Here is a 16,276-nt window from a genome sequence, read left to right as displayed (position 1 = left end):
CGCGAATTTGCGCGGCTCCCTAATAAGCACAAAAGCCAAGGAGAACTCATCATGCGTTACGCTCACCCCGGTACTGAAGGCGCTATCGTTTCGTTCAAGGCTAAATACGGTAACTACATCGGCGGCGAGTTCGTCGCGCCTGTCAAAGGTCAGTACTTCACCAATACTTCCCCGGTCAATGGCCAGCCCATTGCCGAATTCCCGCGCTCCACGGCCGAAGACATCGACAAAGCCCTGGACGCCGCCCACGCCGCCGCCGATGCCTGGGGCGCCACGTCCGTCCAGGCGCGTTCGCTGATCCTGTTGAAAATCGCCGACCGCATCGAAGCCAACCTCGAAACCCTGGCGATCACCGAATCCTGGGACAACGGCAAGGCCGTGCGCGAAACCCTCAACGCCGACATCCCCCTCGCCGCCGACCACTTCCGCTACTTCGCCGGTTGCCTGCGCGCCCAGGAAGGCAGCGCCGCCGAGATCGACGGCAACACCGTGGCCTACCACATCCACGAACCGCTGGGCGTGGTCGGGCAGATCATCCCGTGGAACTTCCCGCTGCTGATGGCCGCTTGGAAACTCGCCCCGGCCCTCGCCGCCGGTAACTGCGTGGTGCTCAAGCCCGCCGAACAAACCCCGCTGGGCATCTGCGTGCTCATGGAGCTGATCGGCGACCTGCTGCCACCGGGCGTGCTGAACGTGGTGCAAGGTTTCGGCAAAGAAGCCGGCGAAGCCCTCGCCACCAGCAAGCGCATCGCCAAGATTGCCTTCACCGGCTCGACCCCGGTGGGCTCGCACATCATGAAATGCGCCGCTGAGAACATCATCCCGTCCACCGTCGAACTGGGCGGCAAGTCGCCGAACATTTTCTTCGAAGACATCATGCAAGCCGAGCCGAGCTTCATCGAAAAAGCCGCCGAAGGTTTGGTGCTGGCGTTCTTCAACCAGGGTGAAGTCTGCACTTGCCCATCCCGGGCGCTGGTGCAGGAGTCGATCTACGACGAATTCATGCAAGTGGTGATGAAGAAGATCGAGCAGATCAAGCGCGGCGACCCACTGGACACCGACACCATGGTCGGCGCCCAGGCGTCCGAGCAGCAATTCGACAAAATCCTGTCCTACCTGGAAATCGCCAAAGGCGAAGGCGCGCAACTGCTGACCGGCGGCCAGGTGGAAAAACTCGAAGGCAACCTCGCCAGCGGTTATTACATCCAGCCGACCCTGCTCAAGGGCACCAACAAGATGCGCGTGTTCCAGGAAGAAATCTTCGGCCCGGTGGTGAGCATCACCACCTTCAAGGACGAAGCCGAAGCCCTGGCGATCGCCAACGACACCGAGTTCGGCCTCGGCGCCGGCCTCTGGACCCGCGACATCAACCGCGCCTACCGCATGGGCCGGGCGATCAAGGCCGGTCGCGTCTGGACCAACTGCTACCACCTGTACCCGGCGCACGCCGCGTTCGGTGGCTACAAGAAGTCCGGCGTCGGGCGTGAGACGCACAAGATGATGCTCGACCATTACCAGCAGACCAAGAACCTGCTGGTGAGCTACGACATCAATCCGTTGGGGTTCTTCTAAGCCCTTAGGGCCGGGCAGGTCATTCTGCCTGGCCCTTAGATAGCTATCGCGAGCAAGCTCGCTCCCACAGGGATTTGTGGATAACTCTTATTCCAGGGTTGGCAACAGATCCACTGTGGGAGCGAGCTTGCTCGCGATGGCGCCCTCACTTAACACAAAGAACGAATGCCCCACCGCTCTGGCATGAGCCTTGCGTGCCCGCTCCACAGCAAACCCGAAAGTCCAACAGATCAAACAATAAAAAAGACAGAGAGGACTTATGACTTCTACCACTCAACTCAAACCCACACTCGGCACCCTGCATTTATGGGGCATTGCCGTCGGCCTGGTGATTTCCGGCGAATACTTCGGCTGGAGCTACGGCTGGGGCACCGCAGGGACCCTGGGGTTCCTCGTCACCGCCCTCATGGTGGCGTTGATGTACACCTGCTTCATCTTCAGTTTCACCGAACTGACCACCGCAATTCCCCACGCCGGCGGGCCTTTTGCCTACAGCCGACGGGCGTTTGGTGAGAAAGGCGGGTTGATCGCCGGGATCGCCACCCTGATCGAATTCGTCTTTGCGCCGCCGGCCATCGCCATGGCCATCGGTGCCTACCTCAACGTGCAATTTCCCGAGCTGGACCCCAAGCTCGCGGCGGTTGGCGCGTACATCATATTCATGACCCTGAACATCCTCGGCGTCAGCATCGCTGCGGCGTTCGAGCTGGTGGTCACCGTGCTGGCGGTCGCCGAGTTGCTGGTGTTCATGGGCGTGGTCGCGCCGGGCTTCAGCTTCAGCAATTTCGTGCTCAACGGCTGGTCGGGCTCCAATGAGTTCACCCTCGCCTCGATCCCGGGCATCTTCGCCGCGATTCCCTTCGCGATCTGGTTCTTCCTCGCCATCGAAGGCGCGGCCATGGCCGCCGAAGAAGCCAAGGACCCGAAACGCACCATCCCGCGCGCCTACGTCAGCGGCATCCTAACCCTGGTGTTCCTGGCCATCGGCGTGATGATCATGGCCGGCGGCGTCGGCGATTGGCGCCAACTGTCGAACATCAACGACCCGCTGCCCCAGGCCATGAAGGCCGTGGTCGGCAACAACTCAACGTGGATGCACATGCTGGTGTGGATCGGCCTGTTCGGCCTGGTGGCGAGTTTCCACGGGATCATCCTCGGCTACTCGCGACAGTTCTTCGCCCTGGCCCGGGCCGGCTACCTGCCTCGCGGCCTGGCGAAACTCTCGCGTTTCCAGACCCCGCACCGGGCGATCCTGGCCGGCGGCGTCATCGGCATCGCGGCGATCTACAGCGATGGCCTGGTCAATCTGCAGGGCATGAGCCTGACGGCGGCGATGATCACCATGTCAGTGTTCGGCGCCATCGTCATGTACATCATCAGCATGCTCAGCCTGTTCCGGCTGCGTAAGACCGAGCCGAACCTGGAACGCACCTTCCGCGCACCGGGCTACCCGCTCGTGCCGGGCATCGCGCTGTTCCTGGCAGTGGTGTGCCTGGTGGCGATGGCCTGGTTCAACACGGTGATCGGCTTGGTGTTCCTCGGTTTCATGGTGGTCGGCTACCTGTATTTCCAACTGACCGCCAAGCAACGCTCCGATGCACCGGCGGACGCTATGCTCACAGGTATCTGAAGTTGCACCGGCACCGGGCCCAAGGGCCGGTGCCTGCCATATAGAAGTGCACACGGTTCTGCTCTTCTGTGGGAGCGAGCTTGCTCGCGATAGCGGTGGGTCAGCAGAGTAGTTGTCGACTGATACTCCGCTATCGCGAGCAAGCTCGCTCCCACAGGGTTCACCGGATGTATTTGAGTTATATAGGAAACCAGGAGGACACCGCCCATGGCCGCATTCGCCCATTCCGTCGGCGCCCAGACCTATCGCTTCGACAGCCTCAAAGACCTGATGGCCAAGGCCAGCCCGGCGCGTTCCGGGGATTTCCTCGCCGAGATCGCCGCGCTCAACGATGGCGAACGCGTGGCCGCGCAAATGGCTTTGGCTGACTTGCCCCTCAGCCATTTCCTGCAAGAAATGCTGATTCCGTACGAGGCCGACGAAGTCACCCGGCTGATCGTCGACACCCACGATAAACACGCCTTCGCCATCGTCAGCCACCTCACCGTCGGCGGTTTTCGCGACTGGCTGCTCAGCGACGCCGCCGATGAACAGAGCTTGCGCGCACTCGCCCCTGGCCTGACGCCAGAAATGGTCGCCGCCGTCTCGAAGATCATGCGCGTGCAAGACCTGGTGCTGGTGGCGCAGAAAATCCGCGTGGTCACTAAATTCCGCGGCACCCTTGGCCTGCGCGGGCGCCTGTCCACCCGCCTGCAACCCAACCACCCCACCGACGAACCGGCCGGGATCGCCGCGAGCATCCTCGACGGCCTGCTCTTCGGCAACGGCGACGCCATGATCGGCATCAACCCGGCCACCGACAGCACCGCCTCGATCTGCGCCATGCTGGAAATGCTCGACGCCATCATCCAGCGCTACGACATCCCCACCCAAGGCTGCGTGCTGACCCACGTCACCACCTCTATCGAAGCGGCCAATCGCGGCGTGCCCCTGGACCTGGTCTTCCAATCCATCGCCGGCACCGAAGCGGCCAACGCCAGTTTCGGCATCAGCCTCAACATCTTGAAGGAAGGCTACGACGCCGGGCTCAGCCTGAATCGCGGCACCTTGGGCAACAACCTGATGTATTTCGAAACCGGCCAGGGCAGCGCGCTGTCGGCCAACGCCCACCACGGCGTCGATCAACAGACCTGCGAGACACGGGCCTACGCCGTGGCGCGACATTTCAACCCGTTTCTGGTGAACACGGTTGTAGGATTCATCGGCCCGGAATACCTGTACAACGGCAAACAAATCATCCGCGCCGGCCTCGAAGATCACTTCTGCGGCAAGCTCTTGGGCGTGCCAATGGGTTGCGACATCTGCTACACCAACCACGCCGAAGCCGACCAGGACGACATGGACACCCTGCTGACCCTGCTGGGCGTGGCCGGGATCAACTTCATCATGGGCATCCCCGGTTCCGACGACATCATGCTCAACTACCAGACCACCTCGTTCCACGACGCCCTCTACGCGCGCCAGACCCTAGGCCTGAAGCCGGCGCCGGAATTCGAAACCTGGCTTGCGAACATGGGCATCTTCACCCAGGCCGATGGCCGGGTGCGGTTCGGCGACAACCTGCCACCGGCGTTCCGTCACGCCCTCGCGCATTTGGGATAAGAGAGCTGCCCATGGATAAAAAACCTGTCGACTCGCAAAACCCCTGGCTGAACCTGCGCAACCTGACCCCGGCGCGCATCGCCCTCGGGCGCACCGGCACCAGCCTGCCGACCCAGGCGCAACTGGACTTCCAATACGCCCACGCCCAAGCGCGCGATGCGGTGCACCTGGCGTTCGATCACCAAGGCATTCGTACACAACTGAGCGAACGTGGCCGTGAAAGCCTGTTGCTCCACAGCGCCGCAGCCGACCGCCACAGCTATTTACAGCGCCCGGACCTGGGCCGAAGGCTCGACGACGCCTCCGCGCAAATCCTGGACGAGTACGCGGCGGCCCATCCCGGCGGCGTGGATTTGGCTATCGTGGTGGCTGACGGCCTGTCGGCGCTGGCGGTGCATCGCCATACGTTGCCGTTCCTGGCGCGGCTCGAAGAACAGATCGCCGCCGAAGGCTGGTCTGTGTCACCCATCGTATTGGTGGAACAAGGCCGCGTCGCCGTTGCCGATGAAGTGGCGCAGCGGCTCGGCGCAAAAATGTCGGTGATCCTGATCGGCGAACGCCCTGGCCTCAGCTCCCCCGACAGCCTGGGACTGTATTTCACCTACGCACCAAAAGTCGGCCTGACCGATGCCTACCGCAACTGCATCTCCAACGTGCGCCTCGAAGGTTTGAGCTACGGCATGGCGGCCCATCGCCTGATCTACCTGATGCGCGAGGCCTGTCGCCGACAGCTTTCGGGAGTCAATCTGAAGGACGAAGCCCAGGTTCACACTCTAGAGTCGGAAAACGCCGCCGATATGAAAGGTAATTTCCTACTGGCGCCGCCCCCAAGCTGATCCTGCCTGGCAATTGCGCTTTTGATCCGCTTTCAGGCAGCATCGTTGGCACGGCAGTCCGCCGTTGTTGTCAGACTTCATGTCGACCTTTCAAGCGAGACCTACCATGCGGATTATCCAAGCGACGCTGGAACACCTGGACCTGCTGACCCCATTGTTCGTCAAATACCGGGAATTCTACGGCTCGCTGCCCTACCCGGACTCATCCAAGGCCTTCCTCGAAAAGCGCCTGCGCCGCAAGGAGTCGGTCATCTACCTGGCCCTGCCGGATGACGACGACAGCAAATTGCTCGGCTTCTGCCAGCTCTACCCAAGCTTCTCGTCGCTGTCGCTCAAGCGCGTGTGGATCCTCAACGACATCTACGTCGCCGAAGACGCCCGCCGCCAACTCGTCGCCGACAACCTGATCCGCACCGCAAAAAAAATGGCCAAGGAAACCAACGCCGTCCGCATGCGCGTCTCCACCAGCAGCAACAACGAAGTCGCGCAGAAAACCTACGAATCGATCGGCTTCAAGGAAGACACCGAGTTCAAGAACTACGTACTGCCGATCAGCGAAGGGCTTTGACCCCTGTGGCTAGATGAAGCCTCTGTGGCTGATGAAACCCTTGCAGCTGGCTGAAACCCTTGTGGCTGAGTGAAACCCTCGTGGCGAGGGAGCTTGCTCCCGCTGGGGTGCGAAGCAGCCCCAAAACCGGAGCACGCGGTGTATCAGGCTGACCGAGTCGGCTGCCTTGGGACCGCTTCGCGCTCCAGCGGGAGCAAGCTCCCTCGCCACAAAAGACAGCCTGCTCCATCCCCCATTACAGACCCAACAACCAAAGCCCTCCCCTAGCACCACCGTCCTTGTGAATGAATGAAACTTTGTGGCCAGACGCAACCCTCGTGGCGAGGGAGCTTGCTCCCGCTGGGTTGCGCAGCAGCCCCAATCCTTCTGCAACCCCAAAAACCCAATGACACAACACCGCCCCCCGTGGCGAGGGGATTTATCCCCGCTGGAACGCGAAGCGGTCCCAAAGCAGCCAACTCATTCAGCCTGATACACCGCATACCCAGATTTTGGGGCCGCTACGCAGCCCAGCGGGGCGGTGCGACGTTTCGCTAAATCCCCTCGCCACAGGTACCCCTTTCGCCACAAACCACCTGCCCTACCTCGAAATCCCCAGCTACAAACTCAACACGCGCTTCACAATCCCCACCGTATAATGCCGCTCGTCCCAGCTTGTAAGAAAAAGCTACACACTCCGTAGTCATAATCAAAACCAGACCCACCAGCCCCGCCGAGCCGGGCCGCCACCAAGGTGCTACACATGGACTTCAACCCCCTCGACCTCATCCTGCATCTCGACGTCTACCTCGACATGCTAGTGACCAACTACGGGACGTGGGTCTACGCCATCCTGTTCCTGGTGATCTTCTGTGAAACCGGCCTGGTGGTCATGCCGTTCCTGCCCGGCGACTCCCTGCTGTTCATCGCCGGCGCCGTCGCCGCCGGTGGCGCCATGGACCCACTACTGCTGGCCGGCCTGTTGATGCTCGCGGCCATCCTCGGCGACAGCACCAACTACCTCATCGGCCGTACCGCTGGCGAAAAACTGTTCAGCAACCCCAACTCGAAAATCTTCCGCCGCGACTACCTGCAGCAAACCCACGACTTCTACGACAAACACGGCGGCAAAACCGTGACCCTGGCGCGCTTCCTGCCGATCATCCGCACCTTCGCGCCCTTTGTCGCCGGCGTCGGCAAAATGAACTACCTGCGCTTCCTCGGCTTCAGCGTCCTCGGCACCGTCCTCTGGGTCGGCGGCCTGGTGACCCTCGGCTACTTCTTCGGCAACGTGCCCTTCATCAAGCAAAACCTGTCGCTGCTGGTGGTGGGCATCATCCTGGTGTCGCTGCTGCCGATGATCATCAGCCTGGTGCGCAGCAAAATGAGCCAGCGCGCCTCGAAAGCCGAATCGCGCTGATCGCCCATGTGGTCCCTGAGCAACTGGCGCCGCCGACGCACTCTCGCCAAACACCCCGTCGCCGACGACACCTGGCAGCGGGTGCGCCAACAATTGAGCTTCCTCGACGGCATCAGCGCCGCCGAGGATCAATGGCTGCGGGATGCCTGCGTGCTGTTCCTGCACGATAAACACCTCACCGCCCTGCCCGGCGTCGAACTGCACCAGGAACAACGCCTGCTGCTCGCCGCCCAAGCCCAATTGCCACTGATGCACCTCGGCGAACTGAACTGGTACCAGGGCTTCCACGAAATCGTCCTCTACCCCGACGACTTCCTCAGCCCCCAGCGCTACCGCGATGCCAGCGGCATCGAACACGAATGGGACGGCGAACACAGCGGCGAAGCCTGGCCCCAAGGCCCGATCATCCTGGCCTGGGACGGCGTCATGGCCAGCGGCGGCTGGGACGGCTACAACCTGGTGATCCACGAACTGGCGCACAAACTCGACATGCTCAACGGCGACGCCAACGGCCTGCCGCCCTTGCACGCCGACATGCGCGTCAGCGACTGGGCCGAGGCCATGCAGCAAGCCTTCGACGACCTCGACCGCCAACTTGACCAGAACCCCGACGCAGAAACCGCCATCGACCCCTACGCCGCCGAAAACCCGGCCGAATTCTTCGCCGTCACCAGCGAATACTTCTTCAGCGCCCCGGACCTGCTGCACCAGGCCTATCCCAAGGTGTACGAACAGCTCAAGGCGTTCTACCGCCAGGATCCGTTGGCCCGGCTGCGGCAACTTCAGGCCGAAGATCCGGTCTATCAGGCGTCATACCAAGGTCTCTAAGACCTTGGGAACGTGGCATCAGCGGACGAATATGCCTATAATCGCCGCCACTTTTTGGTCAATCCGACCAGTCATCTGGTCAACTAACGGGGGCACCGCCCAATGAGCTACAGCAAGATTCCGGCTGGCAAAGACCTGCCGAACGACATCTACGTCGCGATCGAAATCCCGGCCAACCACGCCCCGATCAAATACGAAATCGACAAAGACAGCGATTGCCTGTTCGTTGACCGTTTCATGGCCACCCCGATGTTCTACCCGGCCAACTACGGTTACATCCCCAACACCCTGGCCGACGACGGCGACCCCCTCGACGTGCTGGTCGTAACTCCATACCCAGTGGCCCCAGGCTCGGTCATCCGCGCCCGTCCAGTCGGCATCCTGAACATGACCGACGACGGCGGCGGCGATGCCAAAGTCATCGCAGTGCCGCACGACAAACTGTCGCAACTGTACGTCGACGTGAAGGAATACACCGACCTGCCGCCATTGCTGATCCAGCAGATCGAGCACTTCTTCGCGAACTACAAAGACCTCGAAAAAGGCAAGTGGGTCAAGATCGAAGGCTGGGCCGGCGCAGACGCCGCCCGCGAAGCGATCACCAAGTCGGTTGCTGCTTACAAAGGCTAAGATCGAACTTAAAAAGAACCCCGGTTAATACCGGGGTTTTTTATGCCCGGACCAAACTTAATACAACCTTGTATTAGCAATGTTTACCTACGTTTACATTGGCAGTTTTGATTCCCGCAAACGGAAAGATCGCCTTATAAATTCACACGACATGTTTATTGCCCAAAACACAGTCGTCTCTAAACTTTCCGTTTATGAAAATACTTTCCAGTGGCGACCGCTTCCGAGCCCTTCTCAGAGAAGCCAACATCCGATCCGCCGACTTCGCGAAGTTATACGGCGTGAAATCCCAACACGTGAACAACTGGTTCAACCGTGGCATCCCGCCCGGGCGCATCCACTCCATCGCCAGCCTGCTGACCGTCAGCCCGGAATGGCTCGCCCGCGCCGAAGGCCCGCAAACCCCACTGGGCCTCGGCCCCGGCACCACCTATGAAGCCGCCGAAAACGACGGCGTCTACAGCGTGGCGGAACCCACCGACATCGAACTGCCCTTCTATAAGGAAGTCCCCATCGCCCCCGGCGAAACCAAGACCCACATCATCGAAATTCCCGACCAATCCATCCGCCTGCCCCGCAGCCACCTCGAATCCCTCGAAATCGACCCCAGCGACGCCATCTGCACCACCATGGTCGGCGACAGCATGGCCGAACGCATCGAAGACGGCTCCACCCTCGCCATCGACCGCGGCCTGACCCAAATCGTCGACGGCCAAATCTACGCCCTCGAACACGACGGCATGCTCCGCATCAAATACCTCCACCGCATCCCCGGCAACCGACTACGGCTGCGGAGTCATAACAGCGCCGCCTACCCCGACGAAGTCTTCAGCGCAGAACAGATCGACGCGCAACACATCCACGTGATCGGCTGGGTGTTCTGGTGGTCAACCCTCAACAAACAGAGACCGCCGGTGTTCGACTAACCCACCCAAGACCAGAAACCGTGGCAAGAACTGCAGTAGGAGCTGTGGCAGGAGCTTTTGTGGCAGAGAGCTTTTGTGGCGAGGGAGCTTGCTCCCGCTGGGCTGTGCAGCAGCCCCCTGCTTTCCCCCTAATCCCCCTAACCCAATGATTCCACACCACTTACCACTGGGATTCCAAAGCAAACCCGCGTATCCTCCGCCCCACATTTGCGAGCCCACGCCTCGCACCGACAAGGCAGATCACTTTCTGACCAAGTCCCACAGCCGGCCGCAAGAGCCGGATGTACGTTTTGAAGGCTGGTAAGGTTTGTCAAAAACGAACTGAATCAGTCAACGAGAAGCCGGCCATAAGCCGGCTTTTTACTGTCTGAAACAATCCTATTCCATTTAAAAAACCCTTGACAACTTAGCTGCCATGGGCGCCAAAGGCATCCGCCTGTCCGATCGAGGAAGATCCTTAGCGAATTTGCTATATGGCCTGCGGGTACGATTTTCTATTCTCAGTGGGTGACGTACCGCGTCTAACCCCGGATAATCGGCCCCACGGAACGCCTTCGAGATATGAAAGCCTTTATGAGCACAAAAACGAACAGCCTGCTAGCTCAGTTGGATAACATGACGCCCGCTCAGTTACGTCGGTTGCTAGTGGAGCAGTTGACACAAAAGAAACTGGGGTTGAACTGGGAGTCCAACGCAATTGAGCGTGACGAAGCCCTAAATGCGGATATCGTGCTGCCTCGACTGGTTCTAGAAGAATGCCATTCGCTGGACAGTCCTGATGCCAACGGCAACATCATTATTGAAGGTGACAATTTCGACTCTCTGCGTCTTCTTCGCGCTACTCACAGAGGTAAAATACGGGTTATCTATATTGACCCCCCATATAACACTGGCAATAAAGACTGGGTATATAACGACCACTTTGTTGGTGCTAACGATAGGTATCGTCACTCTCAGTGGCTAGAATTTCTCTATCGGAGGCTGACGCTTGCACGTGATTTGCTAACCCCCGACGGCGTGATTCTCGTATCGATAAATGATGAAAATCGCTCACGCCTCGAGTTACTGATGGAACAGGTTTTTCCAAGACGTAGACTCGGCAGCTTGGTATGGCGCACCAAAGATACAGGCAATGATCTGTCTCAACGGTTTAGTCACGTTCATGAACACATCTTGGTGTATGCAAATTCAAGATTTAAATTTAATGGTCGCAAAACGGACCGTTCTAAATTTAGAAATGTCGATAATGATGCGCGTGGCGATTGGTCGCCACAACCAATGACGTCTAACAAAAGTTTGAGCGAGCGCGCCAACACTTATTATCCAATTCAAAACCCAGATACAGGTTATTGGTACCCTTGTGACCCCAATAGCGTCTGGCGATTTGCGTCCGAGAAAGAAATTCGAAAACGGTATGCAAATAACGAAATTGCTGTTCAGGCAGCGCTTGGTGCCCTTCGCAGCGACACTATTGAAACTCTAATCGCGAAACGCCATGTTTATTTTCCGCCTTGCGCTGAAAAAGATGTGATGTATTTCGAAGATAAGGATGCGCTTTTAAAAGCTATCCGCGAAGGAAAAGGTCCAATTCTTCCAAAAAAGAAAACCCCGCTTTTGCGAGAGGATCTTCCCGATTTAGAATTCTGGATTGCAAAGCCCATAGCTACTGGACGGCCTTCACGTAAAGAATTTTGGGACGCCAAGTCAGAGGAGGAACGTATTGCTCCGTTGAGTAGCTGGATTGGCGGGGTAAATGAAACCCTTGATCCGTTGTTGGACCATGATGATCTGATGGAGCCGATCGCCTTGCGTAGTCCACGAGGAGGCATTGCTACCGATGAGATAAAAATGTGGTTAGGGGCAAAAGTATTTCAGCATCCAAAACCTGTCGAGCTGATCAAAAATTTACTTTCGCAAGCTACCAGGCCCGGCGACATTGTACTTGATTTTTTTGCTGGTTCTGGCACCACTGCACAGGCCGTTCTAGCTCTCAATGCTGAAGACGGCGGAGCGCGAAAATTCATCCTATGTTCTAGCACCGAAGCCACCTCCAAAGAGCCAAACAAAAACCTATGCCGTGATATTTGCGCCAAACGCCTCCGAAGAGTTATCGAAAGATATGGAACCAAGGGATTCTTGCCAGGAGGATTTGCATATCTTCAAATGGATAAAATGGACAGCGCGGATGTGCCTTTTGAAAGTTCGCTTAGCCATGCTGCCCAGCTTCTGTCTTTACGCTACCGTCAAAGAGCGATGATCAATACAGGCGATAGCTCCATCCTGCAGATAGCCTCTGATGGCGAGCTCGCCGTGCTACTCGCCTCGCATATTAATGATGAAACTTTACAGAAATTAGCTGAATGGCCTGCTCGCCGCCTTGCTGTGTACTCAAGCCGTCCCGAAAGCGTGGCTGATCATTTAGCTAGAAATGGAAAGTCAGCAAATAGTTACAGCCTGCTGGACGCGCTATTGCGCGGACAGACTACCCATCGAGTGTCATGAAATGTCTGATACAGCGATCTCCATGCAAGCCTTAATTACAACTGCTCAAGGTCCGCTGCTGGAGCCAGAAGCGTTCCAACGGACCTTGATCAATAATATGACTAAGACGTTACTCCGCAGCAGTAGACCTCCTTGTCTTCTACGGGCTCCTACAGGTTCCGGGAAGACCTTCATGTTGGCAAGGGTGCTAGCTGACGTAAGCGCCGCTACGCCTACGGTCTGGTTTTGGTTTGTGCCCTTCGTTACGCTTGTAGCTCAAACACTCGATGCGCTGAAAAGTAACGCTAGTGATCTTACTCCTACAACATTAGCTATAGGGCGGAATCAACAACCCGACGAAGGGTTGGTGATGATAGCCACGACGCAAGCTGTTGCGAAGTCGCAATGGCGGGCTAAAGGCTATGACGCAGATGGTGATGATGATACTCGAACCATAGCAGAGTGGGTTGCACTGGCTCGGGAACGAAGCTACTCCATCGGAATGGTCGTGGATGAGGCTCATATAGCATTAGATAAAGCCACTGAGTTCGGTAAATTTGCACAATGGCTCAGTCCCGATTTCTTGTTAATGGCAACAGCTACACCTAAAGATCAACGAATACTGGATTTTCTTGATAGTGCTGGGAAATCAGACTTTGAATCCTTCGCTGTTAGCCGCGATGATGTCGTGGATGCACGCTTAAATAAGCGATACATTGAGGCAGTCATTTACGATCTTGCTCAGAGTATCCAAAGCGTTGCTGACCTGAAACGTACCGTGTTGCGTCAAGCTTGGAAGCGAAACCAACAGCTTAAGCAGCGCTTATCTGACGCTGGAATACCGTTGACACCTTTGCTGCTCGTGCAGGTGGCGAACGGCAATAAAACGGTTGAAGAAGCCGAGCAAGATCTGATACAGCTTTGTAAAGTGGCTCCAGGACTAATAGGAAAACATTCTTCCGATGACCCTGACCCAGTTTTGATGGCTGCAATTGCTAATGACAATTCAAAAGAAGTTTTAATTTTCAAACAATCTGCTGGCACCGGCTTTGACGCTCCGCGTGCCTTTATCCTTGCATCGACTAAGCCAGTTAATGACCCTGACTTTGCGATGCAATTTATTGGTCGCGTTATGCGGGTTTCGCTGGCAATGCGAAACGCTTATCCCGACAACGCTATAGCGATGCCTGAAGCTTTCGACACCGCATATGTATATTTGGCAGATGCTAGTGCACAGAAGGGTTTCGAAAAAGCACTTTACGCCACGAGTCTGGTGCAAAGTCAGTTGCAAGGACAAACAGAAAAACTACAACAGCGACGCACCTCAAGCGGCGCTACGGTATTGACGAATAAGCAAACCTTGCAGTTTCCGTTGACTTATAGTTCTGACAGCTCGCTGAAGATGGGCTTCAACAAACCAGACAAAACCAAAGCTGTAAGTATTCTCGCTACGACTGGCCCCCAGGCCGAAATGTTTGGCGCTTCGGATACGGACGCTCCGGATGAATGGCAAATAGCCCCAGGTCATACAGGAGCGCAGAGCACAACTATTGCGAAGTTTCAGCCCCAAACTCGATCACAGCTATTAAATCGTTTGGCACAAGGAGAAGTTCGTATTTATCCGCGCCGGTCCGACCTCGCCACGTTGCCCGGAGCATTACCTGCGGAGCGCAAGCCCCAGTTCATTGATATGTCGTTACTGTCTCGAAACATTGCCGCAAGACTCGAAATCCCGACCCTACTTGCTGACAACGCGATCAAGGTTGCTCGAAATCAATTAAGGGATACGGAGCGACGCACTGAGCTCACATCTGGTAATTTTCACGATGAGAAAGTTTTGATCGTAACTGACCGGAATGCTTTGGCGAAAGAAACTCATGCAGTGCTTGCGAAGCTACCTCAAGTTGAAGAGGAAGACATCCGTGAAATTTTGACGGTTCTGGCCGCAAGACTTCTCCCAGTCTTACGAGGGAAATTTGAAGAATTCGATTCAGAAAACATTCCGAATCAAAAAATCCTAGAACGTATGTCTCGTGATGCTGCGAATTGGGTCGCCAAGCAACAAGCAGACAAAATTGAGGAAGATCTATATTCGGAAATTGCCTTACAAGCCGAATCCTTCATGGCAGACCCGCTTCCGGATGCTATGGCATTTGCAGCAGCTTTACCTTTAAACAAATCCATTAGAAATATATATGGAGTGTTCCCACCAACAAAGGATGAGATACCGCAGATTGCTCAGTACATTTTTGCTGATGACCGCTATTTATTGAAGGATAAATTGTGGCCATTACAAGAAGGAAGCTTCAAGATCGGGCAGTACGACTCAACTGCCGCACTAAACAAAGAGGAGATGAATTTCGCACGCGCCCTTGATAAAAGTGACTTTGTTTCATGGTGGCATCGCAACCCTGACCGTAAACCATACTCCGTGAGACTCGTCCGAGGAGAACATAAGAATAATTTTTATCCAGACTTTGTTGTTTGCTTGTCACACTACCCCGGAGACACGCCTATTCTGCGGCTGGTGGAAACCAAGCAAGACAGCAAAGATGCTGCGCGCAAAGCGAAACATGTGCCTGCTTTTTATGGTCAAGTTTTATTTTTAACCAAAGATAAAAATCGCTTAAAGTGGGTTAAGGAAGACGGCTCGCTGGGTAGTGATGTGGACTTAGAGGACCTAGTAAGTTTGCGCGAGTGGATGCGTGCATCTCGGCCAGAGCAGAAATCTTTACTGTGACGCTAATTCACTCACTACCCATGTTTTATCTAGTAGTTCCCATAGAGATGCCAGCCAGGGCATCTCTATATACTAAATCCATCTGTTTCTCCTTAATCTAAGTACACCGCATGGGGAGCAGAGGTTACCTCCGTCAAATCAAAGCTTCGTTGCAGCCTCTTCGATCATCAGGTGCGCGACCGATTTATTGGAAATGCCGACTCGGCTGTGTTTTCAGCGGTCAGCAGATGATCTATTTCCAAGGGCTCCATTTCGACGCCCAGCATGATGCCTTCCGGTGTTACCGTCACACGCCCAACACCCGCACCGCCAATTACGGCTAGCAGTGATAAGCCCGTGCCATCTAGCAAGGCGCCAAACTCTTCACGGATAACTCCCAACAAGTATCCTTCAGGTAAGTTCTGCCGAAAAAACGGGAACAGGTCGCGGGGCCAGCGCCACGGCTCTTCACGCACGGGTAATGCCAAGCTGACAAAGTCCGCCGCAGCTGTACCCGGAAGGTATTTCAGGACGTACTCATCACGCTCTCGGTAAAGTTTGGCGACCGTTTTGCCGCTGACGTGTACGTCTAAGATCATTATTCAGAAACTCCGGAACGCTGCTCGGCAAGAATGTCCTCAACCGTGCGTTCATGACCAGCTTTCACGAGTCTCAAGTCGTATCCAGCCGCTTCCAATAATCGGACAAGAGCCGAGACGCTCATGTCTCCCTTTGCCATTGTTTCCATACGTGCCACTGTTGAACGGGATACGCCAGCACGACTGGCCAAGGCCTCCTGGCTCAAATCGGCCTCACCTCGAGCCTGTTTCAGCATCTCAGCCACGTCGAACAAGGTGGTCATTTGTAGCCCCCAAGCGTCAAAAATCTAGATTTTGCTCAATACTGTAGCCCCGGAGACACAACATCACAAAATTCCTAATTGGTAGTAGTGCAGCACCCGTTGCACAAATTGAGCGGCGAATCTTCTGACGCTCCCAAACCTGAAGTACCCATTCAAATCTCTCGCCCACAAAAAAGGTCTTGCCAAGCAAGACCTTTTTTACGCCTGGAGGGCAGTAACGCAA

General features: G+C 56.4%; 13 protein-coding genes. 11 read left to right on the top strand and 2 right to left on the bottom strand.

Going from position 1 to position 16,276, the window contains the following annotated elements; translation table 11 throughout:
* The first annotated feature begins 51 nt into the window (after positions 1 to 51).
* The 11 genes from exaC (at position 52) to FHK92_RS18950 (ending at position 15,212) form a co-directional block, all read left to right on the top strand.
* Entirely contained in the window at positions 52 to 1,572 is a 1,521-nt protein-coding gene (exaC, locus tag FHK92_RS19000) for an acetaldehyde dehydrogenase ExaC (protein WP_181289402.1), read from the top strand.
* A 259-nt stretch (positions 1,573 to 1,831) separates the two neighbouring features.
* Positions 1,832 to 3,202, top strand: a complete 1,371-nt coding sequence (gene eat / locus FHK92_RS18995; protein WP_181289401.1) for an ethanolamine permease — start codon at positions 1,832 to 1,834, stop codon at positions 3,200 to 3,202.
* A gap of 207 nt (positions 3,203 to 3,409) precedes the next feature.
* Positions 3,410 to 4,804: an ethanolamine ammonia-lyase subunit EutB gene (locus FHK92_RS18990; protein WP_181289400.1), complete on the top strand. Its 1,395-nt coding sequence runs from the start codon at positions 3,410 to 3,412 to the stop codon at positions 4,802 to 4,804.
* Between the two features lie 11 nt (positions 4,805 to 4,815).
* The gene (gene eutC, locus FHK92_RS18985; protein WP_181289399.1) at positions 4,816 to 5,640 is read left to right on the top strand and encodes an ethanolamine ammonia-lyase subunit EutC; all 825 of its coding nucleotides are present in this window, start codon (positions 4,816 to 4,818) and stop codon (positions 5,638 to 5,640) included.
* Positions 5,641 to 5,746: 106 nt separating this feature from the next.
* The gene (locus tag FHK92_RS18980; RefSeq protein WP_181289398.1) at positions 5,747 to 6,208 is read left to right on the top strand and encodes a GNAT family N-acetyltransferase; all 462 of its coding nucleotides are present in this window, start codon (positions 5,747 to 5,749) and stop codon (positions 6,206 to 6,208) included.
* A gap of 742 nt (positions 6,209 to 6,950) precedes the next feature.
* Complete coding sequence (locus tag FHK92_RS18975) at positions 6,951 to 7,607, top strand: DedA family protein (RefSeq protein WP_181289397.1); 657 nt, start codon at positions 6,951 to 6,953, stop codon at positions 7,605 to 7,607.
* 6 nt (positions 7,608 to 7,613) lie between these two features.
* Positions 7,614 to 8,435, top strand: a complete 822-nt coding sequence (locus FHK92_RS18970) for a M90 family metallopeptidase (RefSeq protein WP_181289396.1) — start codon at positions 7,614 to 7,616, stop codon at positions 8,433 to 8,435.
* 102 nt (positions 8,436 to 8,537) lie between these two features.
* Positions 8,538 to 9,065: an inorganic diphosphatase gene (ppa, locus tag FHK92_RS18965; protein WP_003205933.1), complete on the top strand. Its 528-nt coding sequence runs from the start codon at positions 8,538 to 8,540 to the stop codon at positions 9,063 to 9,065.
* A 194-nt stretch (positions 9,066 to 9,259) separates the two neighbouring features.
* Complete coding sequence (locus tag FHK92_RS18960) at positions 9,260 to 9,991, top strand: LexA family transcriptional regulator (protein WP_181289395.1); 732 nt, start codon at positions 9,260 to 9,262, stop codon at positions 9,989 to 9,991.
* 561 nt (positions 9,992 to 10,552) lie between these two features.
* Positions 10,553 to 12,493, top strand: coding sequence for a site-specific DNA-methyltransferase (locus FHK92_RS18955; RefSeq protein ID WP_258232690.1), 1,941 nt, complete (start codon positions 10,553 to 10,555; stop codon positions 12,491 to 12,493).
* Position 12,494: 1 nt separating this feature from the next.
* The gene (locus tag FHK92_RS18950; RefSeq protein ID WP_181289394.1) at positions 12,495 to 15,212 is read left to right on the top strand and encodes a DEAD/DEAH box helicase; all 2,718 of its coding nucleotides are present in this window, start codon (positions 12,495 to 12,497) and stop codon (positions 15,210 to 15,212) included.
* A gap of 167 nt (positions 15,213 to 15,379) precedes the next feature.
* Here FHK92_RS18950 and FHK92_RS18945 read toward each other — a convergent pair whose 3' ends face one another.
* Together FHK92_RS18945 and FHK92_RS18940 are read right to left on the bottom strand one after the other, a co-directional pair.
* Positions 15,380 to 15,790, bottom strand: a complete 411-nt coding sequence (locus FHK92_RS18945; protein ID WP_258232689.1) for a HipA N-terminal domain-containing protein — start codon at positions 15,788 to 15,790, stop codon at positions 15,380 to 15,382.
* The gene (locus tag FHK92_RS18940; protein WP_181289393.1) at positions 15,790 to 16,053 is read right to left on the bottom strand and encodes a helix-turn-helix transcriptional regulator; all 264 of its coding nucleotides are present in this window, start codon (positions 16,051 to 16,053) and stop codon (positions 15,790 to 15,792) included. Before FHK92_RS18940 ends, FHK92_RS18945 begins: the two co-directional genes overlap by 1 nt.
* Positions 16,054 to 16,276: the final 223 nt, after the last annotated feature.

The organism is Pseudomonas brassicacearum subsp. neoaurantiaca (assembly GCF_013608025.1).
GTDB lineage: Bacteria > Pseudomonadota > Gammaproteobacteria > Pseudomonadales > Pseudomonadaceae > Aquipseudomonas.
This window is presented reverse-complemented; position numbering and strand designations above follow the sequence as displayed.

Excerpts from the sequence above, each read along its gene's own strand:
- FHK92_RS18970 (WP_181289396.1), top strand. The coding sequence starts at position 7,614 with ATGTGGTCCCTGAGCAACTGGCGCCGCCGACGCACTCTCGCCAAACAC.
- ppa (WP_003205933.1), top strand. The coding sequence starts at position 8,538 with ATGAGCTACAGCAAGATTCCGGCTGGCAAAGACCTGCCGAACGACATC.
- eat (WP_181289401.1), top strand. The coding sequence starts at position 1,832 with ATGACTTCTACCACTCAACTCAAACCCACACTCGGCACCCTGCATTTA.
- eutC (WP_181289399.1), top strand. The coding sequence starts at position 4,816 with ATGGATAAAAAACCTGTCGACTCGCAAAACCCCTGGCTGAACCTGCGC.
- FHK92_RS18990 (WP_181289400.1), top strand. The coding sequence starts at position 3,410 with ATGGCCGCATTCGCCCATTCCGTCGGCGCCCAGACCTATCGCTTCGAC.
- FHK92_RS18960 (WP_181289395.1), top strand. The coding sequence starts at position 9,260 with ATGAAAATACTTTCCAGTGGCGACCGCTTCCGAGCCCTTCTCAGAGAA.
- FHK92_RS18940 (WP_181289393.1), bottom strand. The coding sequence starts at position 16,053 with ATGACCACCTTGTTCGACGTGGCTGAGATGCTGAAACAGGCTCGAGGT.
- FHK92_RS18945 (WP_258232689.1), bottom strand. The coding sequence starts at position 15,790 with ATGATCTTAGACGTACACGTCAGCGGCAAAACGGTCGCCAAACTTTAC.
- FHK92_RS18950 (WP_181289394.1), top strand. The coding sequence starts at position 12,495 with ATGTCTGATACAGCGATCTCCATGCAAGCCTTAATTACAACTGCTCAA.
- FHK92_RS18975 (WP_181289397.1), top strand. The coding sequence starts at position 6,951 with ATGGACTTCAACCCCCTCGACCTCATCCTGCATCTCGACGTCTACCTC.
- FHK92_RS18980 (WP_181289398.1), top strand. The coding sequence starts at position 5,747 with ATGCGGATTATCCAAGCGACGCTGGAACACCTGGACCTGCTGACCCCA.
- FHK92_RS18955 (WP_258232690.1), top strand. The coding sequence starts at position 10,553 with ATGAAAGCCTTTATGAGCACAAAAACGAACAGCCTGCTAGCTCAGTTG.
- exaC (WP_181289402.1), top strand. The coding sequence starts at position 52 with ATGCGTTACGCTCACCCCGGTACTGAAGGCGCTATCGTTTCGTTCAAG.